This window comes from Vibrio sp. 10N (assembly GCF_036245475.1).
In the GTDB taxonomy this organism is placed as follows: domain Bacteria; phylum Pseudomonadota; class Gammaproteobacteria; order Enterobacterales; family Vibrionaceae; genus Vibrio.
On the sequence record NZ_BTPM01000002.1, the window covers coordinates 66,746 to 85,030 of the forward strand.

Sequence of the window (18,285 nt, forward strand, 5' to 3'; positions counted from 1 at the left end):
TATTTCTAATGATGTTGTTTTGGCAAGCGTACTACGATTTTTACGCCCCCTAAAGATGAGTGAGTGGCCTCAATCGTACCTTGGTGAGCTTCGACGATATTTTGGCATATGGCCAACCCTAATCCTGAACCACCACTTGCGCGACTGCGAGAACTGTCCACGCGATAAAGGCGATCGAACAACTTTGGCAGAGCCTCATTGGGTACCCCAGGAGCGCTGTCTTCAATGATAGCAACCAGTTCATTGGCTTTTGACTCCAGCGTAATGCTGACATTGCCTTGCTCGTTGGTGTATCGAAAGCAGTTCTCGAACAGGTTTTGAAACACTTGTTGTATCAGCTTCGCGTCAGCATATATCGTCGTATCAGGTGCTGATGAGTAGTCCGTGGTAACGCTTAAGCTTTTTGAGGCAAACCTCAATTCATAGCGTGTCAGTAAATCGTCAATGATGTCTGCAAGCGCAATGTCGCTTCTCTGGTTGGTTCGAAACGCACTATCACTGGAAATCGACAAGGTATGTAAGTCATCAATTAACCGAGTCAGAGTCGTCACTTGGGCATGTAATCCTTCTAGGTACTTTGGCTCCATAGGTCTAATGCCATCTTGTAGCGCTTCGATTTCGCCTCTGAGTACAGCGACAGGTGTTCTTAGTTCATGGGAAATATCTGAAAGCCATTGCTCTCGAATCTCCTTTTGTTTGGCTAAGGATGCAGCTAGTAGATTGAATGAGGCAATGAGGTCTGTCAGTTCATCATTACCGATCTGCTCAATCCGGTGATCAAGGTTGCCGTTAGCGATTTCGGTCGCGCCTCTGTGCAACGCCCCGAGGGGAGTCAACAAGTACTTCACTGTGATGAATGCGATAACTAGGGTCAAAACAAAGGCCGCGATAGCAGCGGTAAAAATGTTGGCCGTTTGAGAGTACATAAAGCTCTCGGCTAATTGGTTTGATACTTGGCGACTTTGTAATACTGCCAGCCAGCCGACAGTATCGCCTTCTTTTACTATCGGTACTCGGCTAAAGAATTGATCCTTGTTTAATTCGTTCTGATTGAGATTGCGCCTGAAAAGTGGTTCACCACCTTTATCAAGCAGGTAGATGCGCATGCCCAAAGGTACGAATAGCACGTTGCTCGAACGATGACTGTCATATGCAGGGGGAAAGTCTGGCTCAACTCGTCGTGGGTTACCCGGTCGCGGTTTTGGAGGAGGCATTTCACCGATTTGTTGCATAAGTGACCCGAAGGCTCTTGGTGAACGCTGTAGAGGGCGCCAACCGTCGGTATCTGAATAGAACGCTGCGACATTCTCCGCTAGGGTCTCAACTTTTTGTATCTCTTCTTGGTTTAAGTAGCTTTGTAATTCTACTTTGAAGCTGGAATTGATCATAAATGCCATGGAAAGCAAAAGTATCAAGCTCGAACTAAATAGTGAGATGAAGAGTTTTTGAAACAGAGTAATTCGCATAATGGTTATGGCAGTATGGATCGTGGTTCAATTTTATAACCCAATTATGGAGAAAATGTGCAGAAAGCATAGTCTGTTTTGACGATGGCTTGAGTTTGCTGGTTATTTGATCGGATTCCCTATGGCTTTTCGTGACCCCATATGTGCTATGGTGCACTTGTTGGGGCTTGGATTAGATCCGCGATGTATCTTAATTGCATTCTATAGCCAGTTTGTAAACAAAGACTTAATGCATAATTGGCGTCAATGTTTTATGAGTTACTGTTACGTCCTTTCCTTGGATAAGTAACACGTCGTGTCCCGCATGATAGCCCGATTGTGCGGGAGGCTAAGCTAAGTTTATGATCTTTCGTGGCACTTTTCTTTCTCATCTCCAAAATACAAAACAGTCAAGTAAAATACTTGTAAAAATAAAGTATCTCGGTCAAATAAGTTGACGCTGACTGGCATAGTTTCGATGAATGTTTGGGTTAAATTAGCATCATCTTGAGGCGGGCATATAGACCCAGCCAACAAGCTCAATAGAGCGCTAGAGGCCATGATGAAGCCCAGCTCTTATAGCACCAAATCTCACGAGGTAATCACTATGTCTTTTGATATCAACAACGCTAAAGGTGTATTCGCGACAGTGGACGCTGCGATTGAAGCAACTCACAAAGCTCAAATCGAGTACTACGTAAACTGTACTAAAGAAGGTCGCGAAGCCATCATCACTGCGATCCGCGGTGCTGTATTAGCGCGTGCAGAAGACTTTGCTAAATTAGTTCGTGAAGAGACAAAACTAGGTCGTGTTGAAGACAAGATCGCTAAACACCAACTGACTGCAGCAAAAACGCCAGGTACTGAAATCCTTGAAACTCAGGTTTGGTCTGGGGACAACGGTATTTCTCTTGGTGAGCGTGCACCTTACGGTGTGATTGGCGCAGTAACGCCAGTGACTAACCCAACAGAAACTATCGTTAACAACGCTATCTCAATGCTAGCAGGTGGTAACGCAGTAACGTTCAACGTTCACCCATCATCAAAAGTTGTGTCAGCGATGATGATTGATCTTCTTAACGAGACGATCATTGCAGCAGGTGGCCCAGAAAACCTAGTAACAATGGTGCAAGAGCCAACGCTAGAAACGCTAAACGAAATCGCAAGCTCGCCACTAGTTAACATGCTAGTGGGTACTGGTGGTCCAGGTCTAGTTAAGGCTATCCTGCAATCTGGTAAGAAAGGTGTAGGTGCAGGTGCTGGTAACCCACCAGTTATCGTTGACGCTTCTGCAAACCTAGATCTAGCAGCAGCTGGTGTATACGGCGGTGCTTCTTTCGATAACAACCTACTTTGTATCGGCGAAAAAGAAGTGTTCGTTGAAGAAGCGGTTGCAGACGCTTTCCTAGACAAGCTTGAAGAAGTTGGCGCGTACGTCATGACAGCGGAAGAAGCTGAGAAGCTAACAGAAGAAATTCTAACGCTAGACGAGTTCGAAGGTGCGAAACCTTGTACTGCACATGAGATCTCTCGTGTATGGCACCCAGTTAAGAAGCACGTAGGCCAAGATGCAGGTAAAATTCTAAAATCTATCGGTGTTAAATCAGACACTCGTCTTGCAGTAATGTTGGTTGAAAACGACCACCCACTCGTGCACGTAGAGCAAATGATGCCAGTACTACCAGTGGTTATCTGTAAAGACATCGACGAAGCAATTGACCGTGCAGTAGCGGCTGAGCGTGGTAACAAACACTCTGCATGTATCTACTCTGGCAACATTGAAAACGTAACTAAGTTTGGTGGCCGTATCAACACCACTATCTTCGCACACAATGGCCCAACGCTATCTGGTGTTGGTTACAACGCTGAAGGTACATCTACGTTCACTATCGCAGGTCCAACAGGCGAAGGTATCACTAACGCACTATCGTTCACACGTGCACGTCGCTTCGCGATTGCTCAAGGTGGCCTACGCATCGTTTAATCGACTGCGAATAACCGAATATCTCATCACTCTTCCCAAGCGATGATATATCTAGCCGAGCGAAAGCTCGGCTTTTTTTATCTTCACCGCGAGTAATCAGGCGATAAGTGATGGTGTTTTGTTAAAAAGATTATTCCACCAATCCCGCATGACTCTATACGTGAGCAAAAAGAACAGGCTGAATAGAGTAATGCTGCCGCCCTCACGGGTTACGGTCGCGGTATTTTCCGAGCGGATTTCAATATCGCTACTGGTGGTACCTTGTATTGGAATGAGTTTTACTGCAACAACGGTTTCAGCTAGTGTCCCGTTGCCACAAGTGGCGAAGTGATCCGTTGAATCATACCCTGACGCACACTTGATGGCTGTCGCTGAAATTACTCCAGCATCGTTGATGTCTGAAGCCGTGACAATGCGATAGGCGTTGTTTACGTCACTGTAGCTACCCCCATTGGTGAGATCATCCAGCCACCATGCTCGTGAGTTGAGTATGGCCATGCGCGATTCATCGCTTCCAACGCCATTGTATGGAAAGATGTAGCCACGACGGCGACGTTGCGGCCCATCAATTTCGGTATGATTTTCAGCATCCACTTCACCAACGATTTCGTTATATTGGTTGATTGCATTGGCATGCCCACCTGCGCCGACAAAGAAAATTGACTGTGACATATCGCTGAAATAGGTCGCTGATGGTGTCGGTTGTCCGGCGTCAGCAATGAACATCCGATTTGCTGCTGCTCCCGCCTCTGGAACGCTCCCCAATCGCTTGGTTTCACCAATAATAATTAGCTGTGAGTTAATATCTGTAGCGACGGAGTTGCTGTAGTAATAGCTATCGTCGTACTCAAGTTTGGCGTTGTTGATAAATATCGATGTCCATGCGTTTTCTTCAACGGAGAAGTCATCGGTGGTGGTGGGCAAGTACACCGCAGCTTGCATGATGAGGTTGTCATCGGCGAGATCGGAGTTGAATCCAACCAAGACAGGCAAACCCAAATATTCACTATCACTACGTTCGACGATGGTTGCGGCTCGAATACTGGCCTGCGCTGACGCATAGTCATAGTTGTCATAGCTAGTGGCCCAAGCGCTGGCCGGAAAGCGAGTTTCACCATCGTCGGCTAGCGACCAGATAAAGGCTTGTGACGCAAATCCAAAGTGCTGGCAAGCACTGGAAAGGATTGGCTGGTCGAGAGCGACACAGTCACTAAGATCCAATGAATTGTAGTATTTTGACGTATCTGAGTAATCAAATGTGGCGACGGAGGCACTGCCGACAACATAGGTCTGACTGTCCGCGCCAGAAGTAGGGTAGGTAAAGCTGTCAAACGCAATCGTAGCGCCCATTTCTTCCACTATTAGCTGCTCGCCTTCGTCGTCGGCAAAGCTGAGGCTTGGATTGGTCAGTGGTTCTAGGAAGTAGGTTTCCCCGTTGCTAAAGACCAGCCCTCGACGATCAAAAGGCTGCACATAATACCCCTCATAGTCAAAATAGCCGCTGCTGCTATTGGCAATGATGTGACCGTCAGAGCTGATAGCATGCGCTTTAATATCAGTCGTGTCTTCGACGGTAAACAATACATCTTCATATCCGCTGGGGATCTCTGGGTCGATGTCTGGAAGTAAGCTATATTCCATGTAGGAGTGATAGAGTGGCGTGTAGCTTGCGTTGTAAAACGCATCTTGATGACTTTCAAGACCGCCAATACCCGTACTGGCATCGCCATACCATCGATTGCTCGCCCAAGCTTCACAGGTTGCGTAGCCTAACTCACTGTCACAATAATCGTAAAGATCATCATAGTCGAGATAGTAGAAGTGGTTATCTACGCCAAATGCGACCTCTTGGTCTATTGGCACTCCCTCCAACCCGTTCATGCTATAGCCGAGCACGCTATATTGGCTGTCGGTACAGTTATCTTCAAAACACCATTCGGATGACGAAGGCTCAATGGCAGCAGAGTAGTATTCGTTAGCTACTGTGGCTATTGAGGTGTCTACCTCTACTACACGATAGAGCGCAGCGGCGCTGGTAAAAGAGTAGGTGAGCAGAGAGCAAACCAAAGGGAAGCGAACAACTTTGGACACGTATTAACCTTATTTCCTTATAACAAATGAACACATAGCTTTGAGGCGCTATGTTGTAATTAGGGTCTGTTTCGAGAGTGACCGTCTCAACCGCGACGTTTTGGTGGTTCAGGTAGCTCCGATTCGGACAACACACCATCCTCATCACTATCAAGCTGGTCGAACTCATCCAATAAGCGGCCTTTGAGCTCATCCTTTGTTAGTAGCCCATCACCGTTTGCATCCATTTCTTCAAACGAAGGCGGCTTACGGCGTTCTTCCTGAGCTTGAGCTGGGTGATATGCGCTGGCAAGTAACAAAGCGGTGAGGGCGAGGGCTAATTTTTTCATCTTAGTTTCTCAAATAAGTAAAAGTGAACGCTCATTGTGTCGTCTGATTGAGCAGAGAAAGTGAGACGAATGTGTAGAAAATAAGGAGAAAGGAAAGGGGGACACAGAATGAGCGCTAATTGACTAAAAAACTCAACCACTGAGCACAGACGATTAGAATTCGGATGACGGTTTCTATTGTGAGGACACCTAATATTCCAGCGCTCAAAAATAGTGAGCCACCGAATACGATTTGAGAGTGCTTTTTCATAACAGTTTCGTTTCCTTGTAAAGCGTTATGTTTAGGAGGCTGCCTCAGGTGAACCTTTTTGTCTGCTAAAAGGACGACCAGAGAGCGTGTTTAACAAATGCTCTCATAACGAGTGAGGGCAGTATCGTGAGAGCGAGAAGTGAGAGTAGAAACACCAATACTCTGTTCATTTATCAGTCCTAGATAGATTATTGATATCGGATTGATTCGCAGGTTAATTAAATAATGTGTAGGGAGTTTGAAGAAAATGCAGATATCGACAGAAATTGTGTTGTGTGAAGAGTCGTAACTAGAAGTTTTTATCATCTCTATATTTTCTGCACATTTTGGACTCATAGTAATAGGCTCGAAAAGAATGATTTCAAGATTAATTCGTTCACTTATTAGGAGGCACTATGGGCCAATCAACATTAATTCAAACGTTAATAGGACTTAACTGCTGCCTATGTCGTTTAGTAAAACTGCTTGGGGTCATTGCACTATTGGGTGTCAGTACATGCTCGTTCGCCCAAATGACCTATACCATTGTTGATACAAACCAAACTGTTTGTTCCGGCGACTATTTCACAATGGGCTCGTGCCTAAGTGAGCGAACCTTTGGTCGAGATGCGCAATATCAAGGATATGTGCCTAGCTATACCACTCATGGTGATGGCACGGTAACAGATAACAACACGGGGTTAGTTTGGGCTCAAACGACGGACCTCAATGGTGATGGAAAAATTACCGCCGACGATAAAGTCACTTACGATGAAGGCGTTGCGTATGCTTCTAGTCTTACATTGGGAGGACATAACGATTGGCGTGTTCCAACCATTAAAGAGTTGTACTCTTTGATGCTGTTTGATGGCGAAGACCCTAGTGGCATCAATGGAGCTGGTACATACTCCATTATGCCGTTTATCGACCATTCCGTATTTGGCTTTGAGTCTGGTGATATGGAAGCCGGGGAGCGATTGATCGACTCTCAATACCTAAGTTCAACCAAATACGTATCAACGACCATGAATGGCGATGAAACTATTTTTGGTGTGAACTTCATCGATGGTCGAATCAAGGGCTATGGCGCAACTTCTCCAAGAGGCGGTGAAAAAACGTTTTATCTCCTGACGGTTAGAGGGAACACGAGTTATGGCGTTAATAACTTAGTTGATAACGGTGACAAAACAATCACAGATAAAGCGACAGGTCTAACTTGGCAGCAGGGTGATAGCCAACAAGGGATGGATTGGTTTGCTGGAATACAATACTGTGAAAATCTAGAACTTGCTGGCAGAAGCGATTGGCGAATGCCAAATATCAAAGAGTTACAATCAATCGTGGACTACTCTCGCTCCCCAGATACAACCAATAGTGCCGCTATTGACCCTGTATTCGAAGCCAGCACTATGATCAACGAAGGAGGAAAGCTCGATTATCCAAATTATTGGAGTAGCACCACCCACAATAACTTAAAGAATGCGAACAATGCGGCTTATATCGCCTTTGGACGTTCGCTTGGCTACATTAATGGCAAATGGATTGACGTACATGGTGCTGGCGCTCAGCGTAGCGATCCTAAACAATATACCGGTGTAGACTATCCCGAGGGTCATGGCCCCCAAGGTGATGCGGTTCGCTATGAAAACTACGTTCGCTGCGTGACTGACCAAGACACCCAATACGAGGAAAATCCAACCAAAGTAGAACGTGAAACCAAGCAATATACTCTCTCGGCTAGTGCTGCGAGCGACGGCGACCAAAAAAAGGGTGATAAAAAAGGCCGTGATCCAATAGCGGATATGGACAGCAACGGCGATGGAAAACTCTTAAGGTCTGAAGTACGAGGGCCGCTGAAAAATGACTTTTCCCGCATCGACCGAAATAATGATGGTTTTATTTCGGAGGATGAGTTACCAAAGCGTCCTCTTAGAAAATAAGACTTTATAAAGCAGAGCTTTGAACCGAAGCTCTGCTTTTTAATTAGAAACGCTTAGTCTTTCCCTGAAACTGCTTAATGCTCTTTTTCTTGTTAGTTCTGCGGTTTGCTTGCTTATCACGCGGTGCTCGCTTACTTTCACCCGTAGAAGGTTTATCAGTAACGGGAAAACCGTCGAGTTGCTGTAGTTCAAGCTCACGTTGCGTGACTTTTCGAATCGCGGTTAGGTACTCAGCCTCACCATGACATAACAATGAGACCGCGATACCGGTTTGTCCTGCTCTTGCAGTGCGGCCGATACGGTGTACATAGGTCTCGGCATTGGATGGCAGTTCAAAGTTTACAACCACAGGCAATTGCTCGACATGGATACCGCGCGCCAATAAGTCTGTTGCGATCAGTACGTTGACCTTTTGCTGCTTGAATTGCTCGAGAGTGGCTTCTCGCTCTGCCTGATCTTTGTTGCCATGCAGTGCGGCAGCGTGCAGTCCTGCTTTGTTTAACTTCTTGCACAGTGCATCAGCATTATCTTTAGCACCAATAAAGACGAGAACCTGACGCCAGTTATGGCGGCTGATTTGATCAATCAGCGCTTTGGTTTTGCTTCCCTTATTAACGAGGTACAGCGTTTCTTTTATCGCTGGCTCTGCATCTTCCGCCTTCTTCACTTCAATGAGTGCTGGCGAGATGAGTAGCTCTTTGGCTTGGCTTTCGAGTAATTCAGGGAAGGTGGCCGAGAACATCAGCGTCTGACGCTTCGCTGGCAGCATCTCGATGATGCGTTGAACATCCGTCCAAAATCCCATTTCTAACAGGCGATCAGCTTCATCAAGAACCAGTTTATTAATGTTGCTGGCCATTAGCGCGTTTTCAGTGAGTAGTTCAAGCAGGCGGCCTGGAGTTGCGACAATAACATTTGGTTGTTTGGTAAGAGCGGCTTTTTGCTGTTCTTTATCCACCCCTCCGCAAATGCTGATTGATGTCAGCTCCGTATGCTGAGCTGCCAGAGAGAGCGTGTCATTGACTTGTGAGGCAAGCTCGCGAGTAGGTACCAGTATGAGCGCCTGTGATGGTGTCTCGAGAAGCTGTTCCAACAGTGGTAAGCCGTACGCCAGTGTTTTGCCGCTTCCTGTTTTAGCGATGGCCAATACGTCCTGTTGATTCAAAATCGCAGGAATAGTGAGTGTTTGAATTTCCGTAGCTGAGCGAAAGGTATCAGGCAGCGCTGCAACGAGTTTTTGGCTGAGAGAGAATTGAGAAAACGGCATAGTGTTGGTCTTAATCTTGGTTGTTCTGATTGGGAAGCGGCGTGCACTTTACCACAGATAGTAACGAGTTTATCTCTGCAACGTGCTTGTCTCTTTAACTATCTAGCCGCTAACTCTATAAAAAAGGCTAAAAGCACCTGCTTTTAGCCTCCTCAAATCAATCCCCTAATGAGGTCGAAGCCCTGCGTCGATCCGTTGCGCCATGCAACAAACCATCTTTAACTTCAATGGCATTCAGGCCGCTGACCACAGGAATAACGTGAACCTTGTAGCCCATTTCAGCAAAGCTAGGCACCATAGATTCGGCGAAGGTACGCTTCTCAACCAATAAGCCTGTTGGGTTGTATGGCTTAGTGCGGTCGATTTTGGTGCCGTATTGGATGTTCGGCAGATCAATCGCATCTTGAGCGGATAGGTTCCAATCGACAATACCGACAATGGTTTTTAGCACATAACCCGGAATTTGCGAGCTACCAGGGCTGCCAACAACGAGACGCAGATTATCATCTTTATCGAACACCATCAGCGGGGTAATGGCAGAGCGAGGACGTTTGCCTGCTTCAATGGCGTTTTGTACTGGTCTACCGTTTAAGCTTGGAATCGATGAGAAGTTGGCCATTTGAGCATTCAGCAGCACGCCGTCCACCATAACACCAGAGCCCATACCCGTGCCGACGGTACTGGTCATAGCAATGGCATTACCCTCGCTATCGACAATAGAAATGTGTCCAGTATCTTGGCTTTCAAAGCCTTCGTGTGCAGCAGGTGTCGCTACCTCGGGTAATCCTGGCTTGATGTTTTTGCTATCACCCGCACCTTGTTCTGGGATCATGTCAAAGCGATCATCGATATAGTCTTTATCGAGCAATGCTTCAACGGGCGTATCGACATAGCTTGGGTCGCCGGCGTAGGCAATGCGGTCTTCTTTGGCAAGGCGCATTGCTTCAACCATCAGTCGCCAAGGTTCTGCCGTGGTGATGGGCATAGAAGCAATATCGTATTTTTCTAGCATGTCGAGAGACTGGGAAACCAATACGCCGCCAGAAGCGGGATAACCGAATGAGACAATGTCGTTACCACGGTAGTTAGACTTAACGATATCGCGGGTTTTTACACGATAGCTAGCAAAGTCAGTGAGAGAGAGTTTCGCTTGGTCTTTTTCGAGGCGAGCGTTGACCGTTTCGACAATGTGCTTTGCAAGGTCTCCTCGGTATAGATAATCAGCGCCTTGCTCGGCAATGGCTTTAAGTGTCGCAGCCATTTTAGGGTTGGTCATGTTAGTGCCTGTTGGGCGGATGGTCTCACCTTCCCAGTAGAGCGCTTTTATTTCTGGATCATGGATAAGTCTGGTTTGTTCACGCACTACGATGTCATAGGTGTAGCTGTTCATCGAGTAGCCGTTTTCAGCGTAATCGATAGCTGGCTGTACAAGCTGTTTCCAATCCAGTTTGCCGTGCTTTTCGTGAGTGTGCTGAAGAAGCTTAAGCGTACCTGGAATAGCGACGGAGCGAGGGCCCAAAATGTCGTCGCGGCTAATCGCTTTACCATCTTTATCCAAAAACATATCTGGCGTCGCACTGGAAGGCGCTTCATCACGACCATCGTAAGCGGTAAAGGATTTAGCTTTGTTGTCGTAGTAGAGAGCAAAGGTGCCGCCGCCAATACCCGTCATATCAGGCTCTACTACTGACATCACCAACTGCATCGCGACCATCGCATCGACCGCGTTACCGCCTTGCTTGAGAATGGAGTAGCCCGTGCTGGTAACATAAGGGTTGGTGGCACTGACCATAAAGGATTTACCAGTGTCGTTGGGTTCAGTAGGGAACGGATCAGGCTGCGCCGTTACCGAGCATGAAACAAGCGTAGCGATCAACGCGATACGAAATGACATAAAAGCCTCTAAACGGTGTGTCATGGATACAAATAAGGGTAGGTGCTATCAGTAACATATCCACTTGATGCTTGTTTGACCGTTAGGTCATGGCTTTGTTATCACTTGGTCAGAGCCTGATAAGGCAGGTGTTGGTGATAATTTGGCGTTATAGGTAAGTGTCGTAGAAGAAATAACAGGTAATGGCGATGGAGCTTAGGGTGACAAAGCGTCGCACATAGATTTGCGGTAGCTGTCTTGAAAGGTGCGCTGCGACATAACCGCCAGTCAGTGTTCCGAGCATGACCGCAATGCCTGAAGACCAATCAATGAGACCATTAAAAACAAACAGTACGATGGCAATCGCTGACGCGCAGGTCGAGATAAGAAGTTTCAAACCGTTCATCAAGTTGATGTCTTTGTAGCCAGCAACCGCGAGGTAGCTTAGGCCAATCACCCCAAGTCCTGCGTTGAAAAAGCCACCAAAAACACCCACAAGGAACAAAAACAGCGCTAATCCAAACGCGACTACCCCACCTAGGTTACGATGACTGCTTGCCGCTTGCAGCCGAGCATTAATACGATCGCCAAAAATGAACAGCAAGGTGGCGAAAAGCAATAGCCAAGGTATTGCGCTGACAAACTGTTGCTCCGACACAATGATCAGTAGGTAGCTGCCACTAATGCCTCCGGCGATACTGAGTAGTACGACTTTAAGTAAATTGCCGCGGTCTTTAAGCACTTCTCGGCGAAACGCATAGGTGCCACTTAAATAACCGGCACACGCGGCGAACGTGTTGGTCGCGTTAGCGACAATGGGTGGGATGCCGACAAACAATAGTGTTGGAAAGGTGATAAAGCTGCCACCGCCGGCTACAGAATTGAGTACACCGCCGAAGACACCAGCAATAAACAGTAAAGCAATCTGTGATAGGTCGAGCAGCATAATCGGTAAAATCAATGGGATGGGGAGTGTTTGCCAACATAGCTCAAACCTCACTCATTCTCAAAACCAGCATTCCGAAGCGTGATCTCTGAGTCATCATCCATCGATGCCTTTCGGCGGGCATCTGAGAGTTAAATCGCCGATATTCTCCCGCTTGGGGCTTGCTCTTGTCGGGCTTTCTTGGGATCATGCCAACAATTGTGAGAACAAACTAGGATTGCATTCCATGTCGAAACTAAGCCTTCAAGAGCAGATGCTAAAAGCAGGTCTGGTCAACGAGAAGAAACTGAAAAAAGCCAAGAAAGGCTCGAAGAAATCACGTGTTCAAGCGCGCGAAGCTAAAGCGGCCGTTGAAGAGAACAAAGCGGCACAAAAAGAGCGCGATCAAGCACTGAACAAGCAGCGTGATGAAGAAAAACTGAGCAAAGAAATCAAAGCTCAGGTGAAGCAACTGATCACTCTTAACACTATTGAGCATGGCAACGGTGACATTAAGTACAACTTCACCGACGGTACTTTGGTCAAGTCGATTTATGTTACTCAAGACGTGCGTGACCAGCTAAGTAAAGGTCACTTGTCTATTGCACGTTTAGAAGAGGGCTACGCAGTGATCCCAACGATCGTTGCGAAGAAGATCGCCGAGCGTGACCAAGAGACCATTATCGAAAACGACGTGAAAGAAGAAGTCGTTGAAGAAGATGACCCATACGCGCAATATGTGGTGCCAGATGATCTGATGTGGTAACGCGACTTCTGCATACCTCAAAACGCCCCAGTATACTTGGTACACTGGGGCGTTATTGTATATTTCGACACTACTTCTTCTTATCATGCCCTTTACCAGGGTTCTTTTTGCCATGAACACTGCTATTGTCTTTTTTCTTGTGGTGTTTGTTATCACACTCTTCAGACTCAATGCGAACACGATCGGATTCATAGCTAATACAGTCTTCGCTGAGCTCAAGGTTATCGCCTTTAATAGAGATGCCTGCATAGCTTGCTGATACTGGTAGTAGAAGTGCTGCGAAAATTAGGAGTAGGTTACGCATTGTGTTTGTGCCTCATGGAGTGATTGGATGAGGTGCAGTTTAAACGAGCTTAGATAAGGGATTTGTCATTTTGCGCCACGTAAGGTGATGGCATACAAAAACAGCGAGGTTAGATGACCTCGCTGTTGGTGTACGGTTTATTCTTTGGCTTCTTTGCTTGCCCAAACATAAAGCAGTTCAAGCGCAATCGTCGCACCAGCCAGTGCTGTAAGATCGCTTTGATCGTAAGGAGGTGATACTTCTACCACATCCATACCGACGACGTTGATGCCTGCTAGGCCGCGGATGATCTTCAACACTTTGTCTGAGTTCAAACCGCCGCAAACCGGCGTACCAGTACCAGGAGCAAACGCTGGATCCAAACAGTCGATATCGAAAGTGATATACACTGGCTTATCACCAATGATGCTGCGGATTTGAGCCACAATTTCTTCTGCGCTTTGATCGTTCGCTTGCATGGCGTTAATCACGTTAAAACCGTGGTCGTCGTAGTTGTACTCAGTACGAATACCAATTTGCACGGAATGCTTGGCAGAAATCAGACCTTCTTTTGGCGCATGGTAAAACATGGTGCCGTGGTCGTAGTTACTGCCGTTTGAGTACGTGTCAGTGTGAGCATCGAAGTGAATCAATGCCATCTCGCCGTGATGTTTAGCGTAAGCTCGCAAGATAGGCAGAGTGATGAAGTGATCACCCCCTAGAGCAAGCATGGTTTTGCCGCTCTTTAGAATCTCGCTAGTCGCCGCTTCCAAACGGTAAGTGAAGTCTTCGGCATCACCAGTATCAAACACCAAGTCACCAGAATCGATCACTTTGGTTTTGTCGAATACGTTGAAATCCCAAGGGAACTTCTTGCCTTCCCAAGCTAGGTTAACCGAAGCGCGGCGAATCGCGTCTGGCCCCATACGAGCGCCAGGGCGACCGGAAGTCGCCATGTCTAGAGGTACACCAAAAACCACCACGTCTGCGTCTGCAGAGACTGGGTTTTTCACGTAAGGTCGACGCAAGAAGGTCATTGCGTTCGAATACAGTGAATAATCAGTTTTAGTAAACAAATCATTCATTTAAAAATCCTCTAAATAGGTGTAGCCAGTTAAGCCGCACTCTAGTTCTTCTAAAATTAGCGCTTGTTCGTCAGCCGCAATGTGGCGTTCAACCAGCTCTTTGTAGTTTTGTTTAATCGCGTCTACGTCAATGTGAACGTAGCGCATCATGTCTTCGACGGTATCGCCTAGGTCGATTGCGGTAAACTCAAACTCACCCTCATCGGTAACGTTCACAACGGCGCTGTGAGTGTCGCCAAACAAGTTGTGCATATCGCCAAGAATTTCTTGATACGCGCCAACAAGGAAAAAGCCCATTAGGTAGGGTTCATCTTTGTTCCATGCTGGTACTGGCAAGGTAGATTCAATGCCTTGGCCATCCACATATTGCTTAACGGTACCATCCGAGTCACACGTAATATCCAGCATGATCGCGCGCGTTTGCTCTTCTCCACCGAGCCCCGACAGTGGTAAAACAGGGAATACCTGTTCAATACCCCAAGCGTCTGGCATTGACTGGAATAGAGAGAAGTTCACGAAGAACTTGTCCGCTAATCGTTCGTTAAGTTCATCAAGAATCGGTCTGTGGAAGCGATTCTTGTTGTCCATTTGGCGATGTAGTTCACCATAAATACTTAGGCTGAGCTGCTCTACCCAAGCTCGTTGATGTAGATCAACCACACCCGATGCAAACAAGGTGTGGGCTTCTGCTAGATCGCTCTGGGTATCGTTGTAAATCTCGATGACAGCGCGAGCATCAGTGCCGCCTTTTAGGCTCTGCCAGTTTTGCCACATATTCTGAAGCAAAGGGTGAGCCTCTTCTGCTGGAGCATCAACAGACTGAACATTATAGCTTTCTGTGCCAATCACATTAGTGATCAGTACCGCATGGTGCGCGGTTAGCGAGCGACCAGACTCAGAAATAATCACCGGTGCGGTTTCTTCATAGAGCGCACATACATCGCCAACTGTGCTCACGATGTTACGAGCGTACTCGGCAAGTCCGTAGTTCATAGAACTGCTCGACTGGCTGCGTGTACCGTCATAATCGACCGCTAGACCACCGCCTACATCGAAATAGGAGATAGGTACAGACATCTTGCGAAGTTCACAGTAGAAGCGAGCCGCCTCGTTTACCCCATTTCGCACATCGCGAATGTTGGCCATCTGCGAGCCCAAATGGAAATGCACAAGTTGCAGCATGTCCAATTGGTTTTGCGCTTTTAGGCGGTCGACAACTTGCAGTACTTGAGAGGCAGACAAACCGAATTTGGATTTGTCACCACCACTTGATTGCCATTTGCCCGCACCTTGAGAGGCAAGACGAATACGTAGACCCACGCGTGGTTTGACGTTAAGCGCAGCCGCTTCTTTTAATACGATATCAAGTTCAGAGAGCTTCTCGAGAACGATGAAAACCTTGTGACCCAACTTTTCGCCAATCAGTGCTAAGCGCACGTATTCACGGTCTTTGTAGCCGTTGCAAACAATCACAGAGCTGGCACGTTGTGCCATCGCCAAAACCGCCATAAGTTCTGGTTTACTGCCTGCTTCTAGGCCGAGTTGTTTGGTTTCCGCTTCCGCTTGGCTCTCTAGGATTTGCTCAACCACATCTTTTTGTTGGTTTACTTTAATTGGGTAGACCAACAAGTATTGGTTCTGGTAACCGTAATCTTGAATAGCTTGGTTGAAAGCATCACAGATACCATGAACGCGTTGATGAATGATTTGTGGAAAGCGTACCAATGCCGGTAGCGTCAGCCCGTTATCTTCCAGAGCTTTAGCAATTTTGGTGAGTGGTACTTGGTGCTGACCATTTTTATGCGGAGAAACAATGACATCCCCTTCGTCATTGATTCCGAAGAAATTCTGGCTCCAGTATTGGACGTTGTAGTCCGCGCGCACGCGGTCAAGCTTTGAAGTCGTTGTCACAGCATGTCTCACTTATCATGTGTTCAGGCTGTCGCTCATCTCTATACTTGATTAGGGTATATGGCTCGAATTGTTGCTCGATTTGATGATTGAGAAGAAGCATTTACCTGAAAAATCAAACCCCGTGATGATCTTCCATGATGCTCACGAACAGGATCTTGAGTGCTTATTGTTGTGGAGCGCATACTCAAGATTTGTGCGCATTAACGGACAAATCACCCCTCATGTCTAACAAAAGATATTTGTCTTTTCGATTACGTTTGGTTGTAGCCGAGCTTTTTCAGTTTTCGGTAGATGGTGTTGCGGCTGATTCCGAGTAATCGAGACGTTTGGCTGACGTTACCTTTGGTTTTATTAAAGGTGGCGATCAGTGTTTGATCCAGTGTCGAACGCAAGTTTTGTTCGCCACGATCATCAGCAGTTTTTAACGCAAACCATTTTTGGTGGAGGTTAGTGGGGATAGAAGCAGGAGTGATGACCGCTTCATCACACAGCGCTGCGAGCAGACGGCAGGCGGAGAGGATTTCGCGAATGTTTCCCGGCCATTGATAGTGAATCATGGCATCCAAAAGGGAAGGGGAGAGGGTCTGCTTTGGCGCTTCGCGGTGAAATAGTTGGCAGATAAGCGCCTCTAGATCGTCACGCTCTCTTGCTGGTGGCAAGGTAATGGTTAAGCCTTCAAGTCGATACCAGAGATCCTCACGAAATTCACCGCTGGCGACCTGCTGCTGTAAGTTAGCATGTGTGGCGGCAATCACGTAAACATCAACGGGGTAGGTTTTTGGAGAGCCGACAGGAGAGACCACTTTCTCTTGCAGAACATGCAACAGACGAGATTGCGCAGACAGTGGCAAATCGCCAATCTCATCCAGAAACAGTATGCCGCCATTGGCTTGGCGGAACCTACCTTCAAAGCCTTTATTGTTGGCTCCAGTGAAAGCACCAGGGGCGTAGCCAAACAGCTCCGACTCAATCAAATCTTTAGGAAGTGCTCCACAATTGATAGAGATAAGGGGCTTGTTTGCCAAGTCACTTTGTTGATGCAGCGCTTTGACCAGTTCATTTTTCCCGCAGCCAGTTTCACCGCCAATGACTAAGCTAATTCGCCTGTCCATGACTTTGGCCGCTTGTGTCCATAACTGCTCAATAGTGCTGTCTCCGAAGTGAAGCGGGCAGGAACCCGATTTGTTCAGGGAGGTCACGGTGCTGCTTAATGGAATCTTTGCTTTGCCGCGCACCGCTTCAACCTGATAGTAAAACTGCGCAGTTTTACTGATTTGGTTCATAGTCAGCGAACCGATAACACTATCGATGGCATCTCCGGGTTGGATTTGGTTGGCAAGGACGCTCGATGCGATGGCGTTTTGTGCCAGCACCTGACCATTTTTATCGGTGACGACAATTCCTTGCCAGCCGCTATCTAGTACTGAGCGATCATGACCGATACGAATGCGCAGAGCGGCGTCAGGAATGTGATTGAGTAGCTCACTCTCGACTTTCTGCACCATAGATTGAATGAGTACCTGAGTCGCATCGTTATGAGTTTGATACTCACTAGTGACATCAAGCACGGCAAGCAAACTGCCATCGGGGGCAAAAATGGGGCTGGCGGTACAACTGATAAATTGATGGTAACGAATGAAGTGTTCGCCGCCGATGACTGAAATAGGGCGCTTTTCGATTAATGCGGTACCAATGGCATTGGTACCTTTGAGCTTTTCATCCCAAACCACCCCTTGGTCGAGTGCAATTTCGGTGAGTTTTTCGCGAAAGCGTTTTTGTCCCCATGTTTTGATAATGGCGCCTTGAGTATCAGCGAGGATCAGACGGCTGTCGGTACGGGAGAATATTTGACAAAACAAGGGATAGGCATGTTGCTCAACCACTTGGATCAGTGACTGGTGCTGCTCTGCGCGTGACTTGATGTCTTCGCTATCGATGCGTCTGTCATCGGGCTGCTTTCGGCTGCTTAAACCTGCTTGTACGCTGCGTCGCCAAGAATCTTTTAACCAAGTTTTGTTGTTTTGTATCTGCGTAACTAACATAACGTTCCCGAATGTGAGTGTTCCAGTTTTCCTGCCGATAGGACTGACTGCCCTTTTACGATTGTTTTTTGCTGTTCAGTGACCAATAGCGACTGTGCCAACTTGTAACAGC

General features: G+C 47.1%; 13 protein-coding genes. 3 read left to right on the top strand and 10 right to left on the bottom strand.

Features of this window, described 5'->3' with window-relative positions:
• Nucleotides 1-5: 5 nt before the first annotated feature.
• Nucleotides 6-1,388, bottom strand: a complete 1,383-nt coding sequence (locus tag AAA946_RS16635) for an ATP-binding protein (protein WP_338165918.1) — start codon at nt 1,386-1,388, stop codon at nt 6-8.
• Nucleotides 1,389-2,052: 664 nt separating this feature from the next.
• On the opposite strand from AAA946_RS16635, the gene AAA946_RS16640 reads away from it, so the two are divergent.
• Complete coding sequence (locus tag AAA946_RS16640) at nt 2,053-3,429, top strand: aldehyde dehydrogenase (RefSeq protein ID WP_338165919.1); 1,377 nt, start codon at nt 2,053-2,055, stop codon at nt 3,427-3,429.
• Between the two features lie 96 nt (nt 3,430-3,525).
• On the opposite strand, the gene AAA946_RS16645 is transcribed toward AAA946_RS16640, so the two are convergent.
• Together AAA946_RS16645 and AAA946_RS16650 are read right to left on the bottom strand one after the other, a co-directional pair.
• Nucleotides 3,526-5,520 carry a DUF3466 family protein gene (locus AAA946_RS16645; RefSeq protein WP_338165920.1) on the bottom strand — a complete coding sequence of 665 codons (1,995 nt, stop codon included), beginning with the start codon at nt 5,518-5,520 and terminating at the stop codon, nt 3,526-3,528.
• 86 nt (nt 5,521-5,606) lie between these two features.
• On the bottom strand, nt 5,607-5,849 hold the full coding sequence (locus AAA946_RS16650) for a hypothetical protein (RefSeq protein ID WP_338165921.1): 243 nt from the start codon (nt 5,847-5,849) through the stop codon (nt 5,607-5,609).
• Between the two features lie 645 nt (nt 5,850-6,494).
• On the opposite strand from AAA946_RS16650, the gene AAA946_RS16655 reads away from it, so the two are divergent.
• Nucleotides 6,495-8,018, top strand: a complete 1,524-nt coding sequence (locus AAA946_RS16655) for an Lcl domain-containing protein (RefSeq protein WP_338165922.1) — start codon at nt 6,495-6,497, stop codon at nt 8,016-8,018.
• 43 nt (nt 8,019-8,061) lie between these two features.
• Here the strand turns inward: AAA946_RS16655 and AAA946_RS16660 are convergent, their stop codons facing one another.
• The 3 genes from AAA946_RS16660 to AAA946_RS16670 all read right to left on the bottom strand — a co-directional run bounded on the left by AAA946_RS16660 (nt 8,062) and on the right by AAA946_RS16670 (nt 12,104).
• The gene (locus tag AAA946_RS16660; RefSeq protein ID WP_338165923.1) at nt 8,062-9,285 is read right to left on the bottom strand and encodes a DEAD/DEAH box helicase; all 1,224 of its coding nucleotides are present in this window, start codon (nt 9,283-9,285) and stop codon (nt 8,062-8,064) included.
• A gap of 157 nt (nt 9,286-9,442) precedes the next feature.
• Complete coding sequence (gene ggt, locus AAA946_RS16665) at nt 9,443-11,179, bottom strand: gamma-glutamyltransferase (RefSeq protein ID WP_338165924.1); 1,737 nt, start codon at nt 11,177-11,179, stop codon at nt 9,443-9,445.
• Nucleotides 11,180-11,327: 148 nt separating this feature from the next.
• Entirely contained in the window at nt 11,328-12,104 is a 777-nt protein-coding gene (locus AAA946_RS16670; protein ID WP_338165925.1) for a sulfite exporter TauE/SafE family protein, read from the bottom strand.
• A 226-nt stretch (nt 12,105-12,330) separates the two neighbouring features.
• Between AAA946_RS16670 and AAA946_RS16675 the strand changes: the two genes are divergently transcribed.
• Nucleotides 12,331-12,849, top strand: a complete 519-nt coding sequence (locus AAA946_RS16675) for a DUF2058 domain-containing protein (RefSeq protein ID WP_338165926.1) — start codon at nt 12,331-12,333, stop codon at nt 12,847-12,849.
• 70 nt (nt 12,850-12,919) lie between these two features.
• On the opposite strand, the gene AAA946_RS16680 is transcribed toward AAA946_RS16675, so the two are convergent.
• The 4 genes from AAA946_RS16680 to AAA946_RS16695 form a co-directional block, all read right to left on the bottom strand.
• The gene (locus AAA946_RS16680) at nt 12,920-13,153 is read right to left on the bottom strand and encodes a CG2 omega domain protein (RefSeq protein ID WP_338165927.1); all 234 of its coding nucleotides are present in this window, start codon (nt 13,151-13,153) and stop codon (nt 12,920-12,922) included.
• 137 nt (nt 13,154-13,290) lie between these two features.
• Nucleotides 13,291-14,217, bottom strand: a complete 927-nt coding sequence (speB, locus tag AAA946_RS16685; RefSeq protein WP_338165928.1) for an agmatinase — start codon at nt 14,215-14,217, stop codon at nt 13,291-13,293.
• On the bottom strand, nt 14,218-16,128 hold the full coding sequence (gene speA, locus AAA946_RS16690) for an arginine decarboxylase (protein ID WP_338165929.1): 1,911 nt from the start codon (nt 16,126-16,128) through the stop codon (nt 14,218-14,220).
• 254 nt (nt 16,129-16,382) lie between these two features.
• Nucleotides 16,383-18,173: a sigma-54-dependent Fis family transcriptional regulator gene (locus AAA946_RS16695; RefSeq protein ID WP_338165930.1), complete on the bottom strand. Its 1,791-nt coding sequence runs from the start codon at nt 18,171-18,173 to the stop codon at nt 16,383-16,385.
• Nucleotides 18,174-18,285: the final 112 nt, after the last annotated feature.

Coding starts and splice junctions, on each gene's coding strand:
- AAA946_RS16650 (WP_338165921.1), bottom strand. CDS start 5,849: ATGAAAAAATTAGCCCTCGCCCTCACCGCTTTGTTACTTGCCAGCGCA.
- AAA946_RS16680 (WP_338165927.1), bottom strand. CDS start 13,153: ATGCGTAACCTACTCCTAATTTTCGCAGCACTTCTACTACCAGTATCA.
- speB (WP_338165928.1), bottom strand. CDS start 14,217: ATGAATGATTTGTTTACTAAAACTGATTATTCACTGTATTCGAACGCA.
- AAA946_RS16655 (WP_338165922.1), top strand. CDS start 6,495: ATGGGCCAATCAACATTAATTCAAACGTTAATAGGACTTAACTGCTGC.
- AAA946_RS16675 (WP_338165926.1), top strand. CDS start 12,331: ATGTCGAAACTAAGCCTTCAAGAGCAGATGCTAAAAGCAGGTCTGGTC.
- AAA946_RS16640 (WP_338165919.1), top strand. CDS start 2,053: ATGTCTTTTGATATCAACAACGCTAAAGGTGTATTCGCGACAGTGGAC.
- AAA946_RS16635 (WP_338165918.1), bottom strand. CDS start 1,388: ATGATCAATTCCAGCTTCAAAGTAGAATTACAAAGCTACTTAAACCAA.
- AAA946_RS16670 (WP_338165925.1), bottom strand. CDS start 12,104: ATGCTGCTCGACCTATCACAGATTGCTTTACTGTTTATTGCTGGTGTC.
- AAA946_RS16660 (WP_338165923.1), bottom strand. CDS start 9,285: ATGCCGTTTTCTCAATTCTCTCTCAGCCAAAAACTCGTTGCAGCGCTG.
- ggt (WP_338165924.1), bottom strand. CDS start 11,179: ATGTCATTTCGTATCGCGTTGATCGCTACGCTTGTTTCATGCTCGGTA.
- AAA946_RS16695 (WP_338165930.1), bottom strand. CDS start 18,173: ATGTTAGTTACGCAGATACAAAACAACAAAACTTGGTTAAAAGATTCT.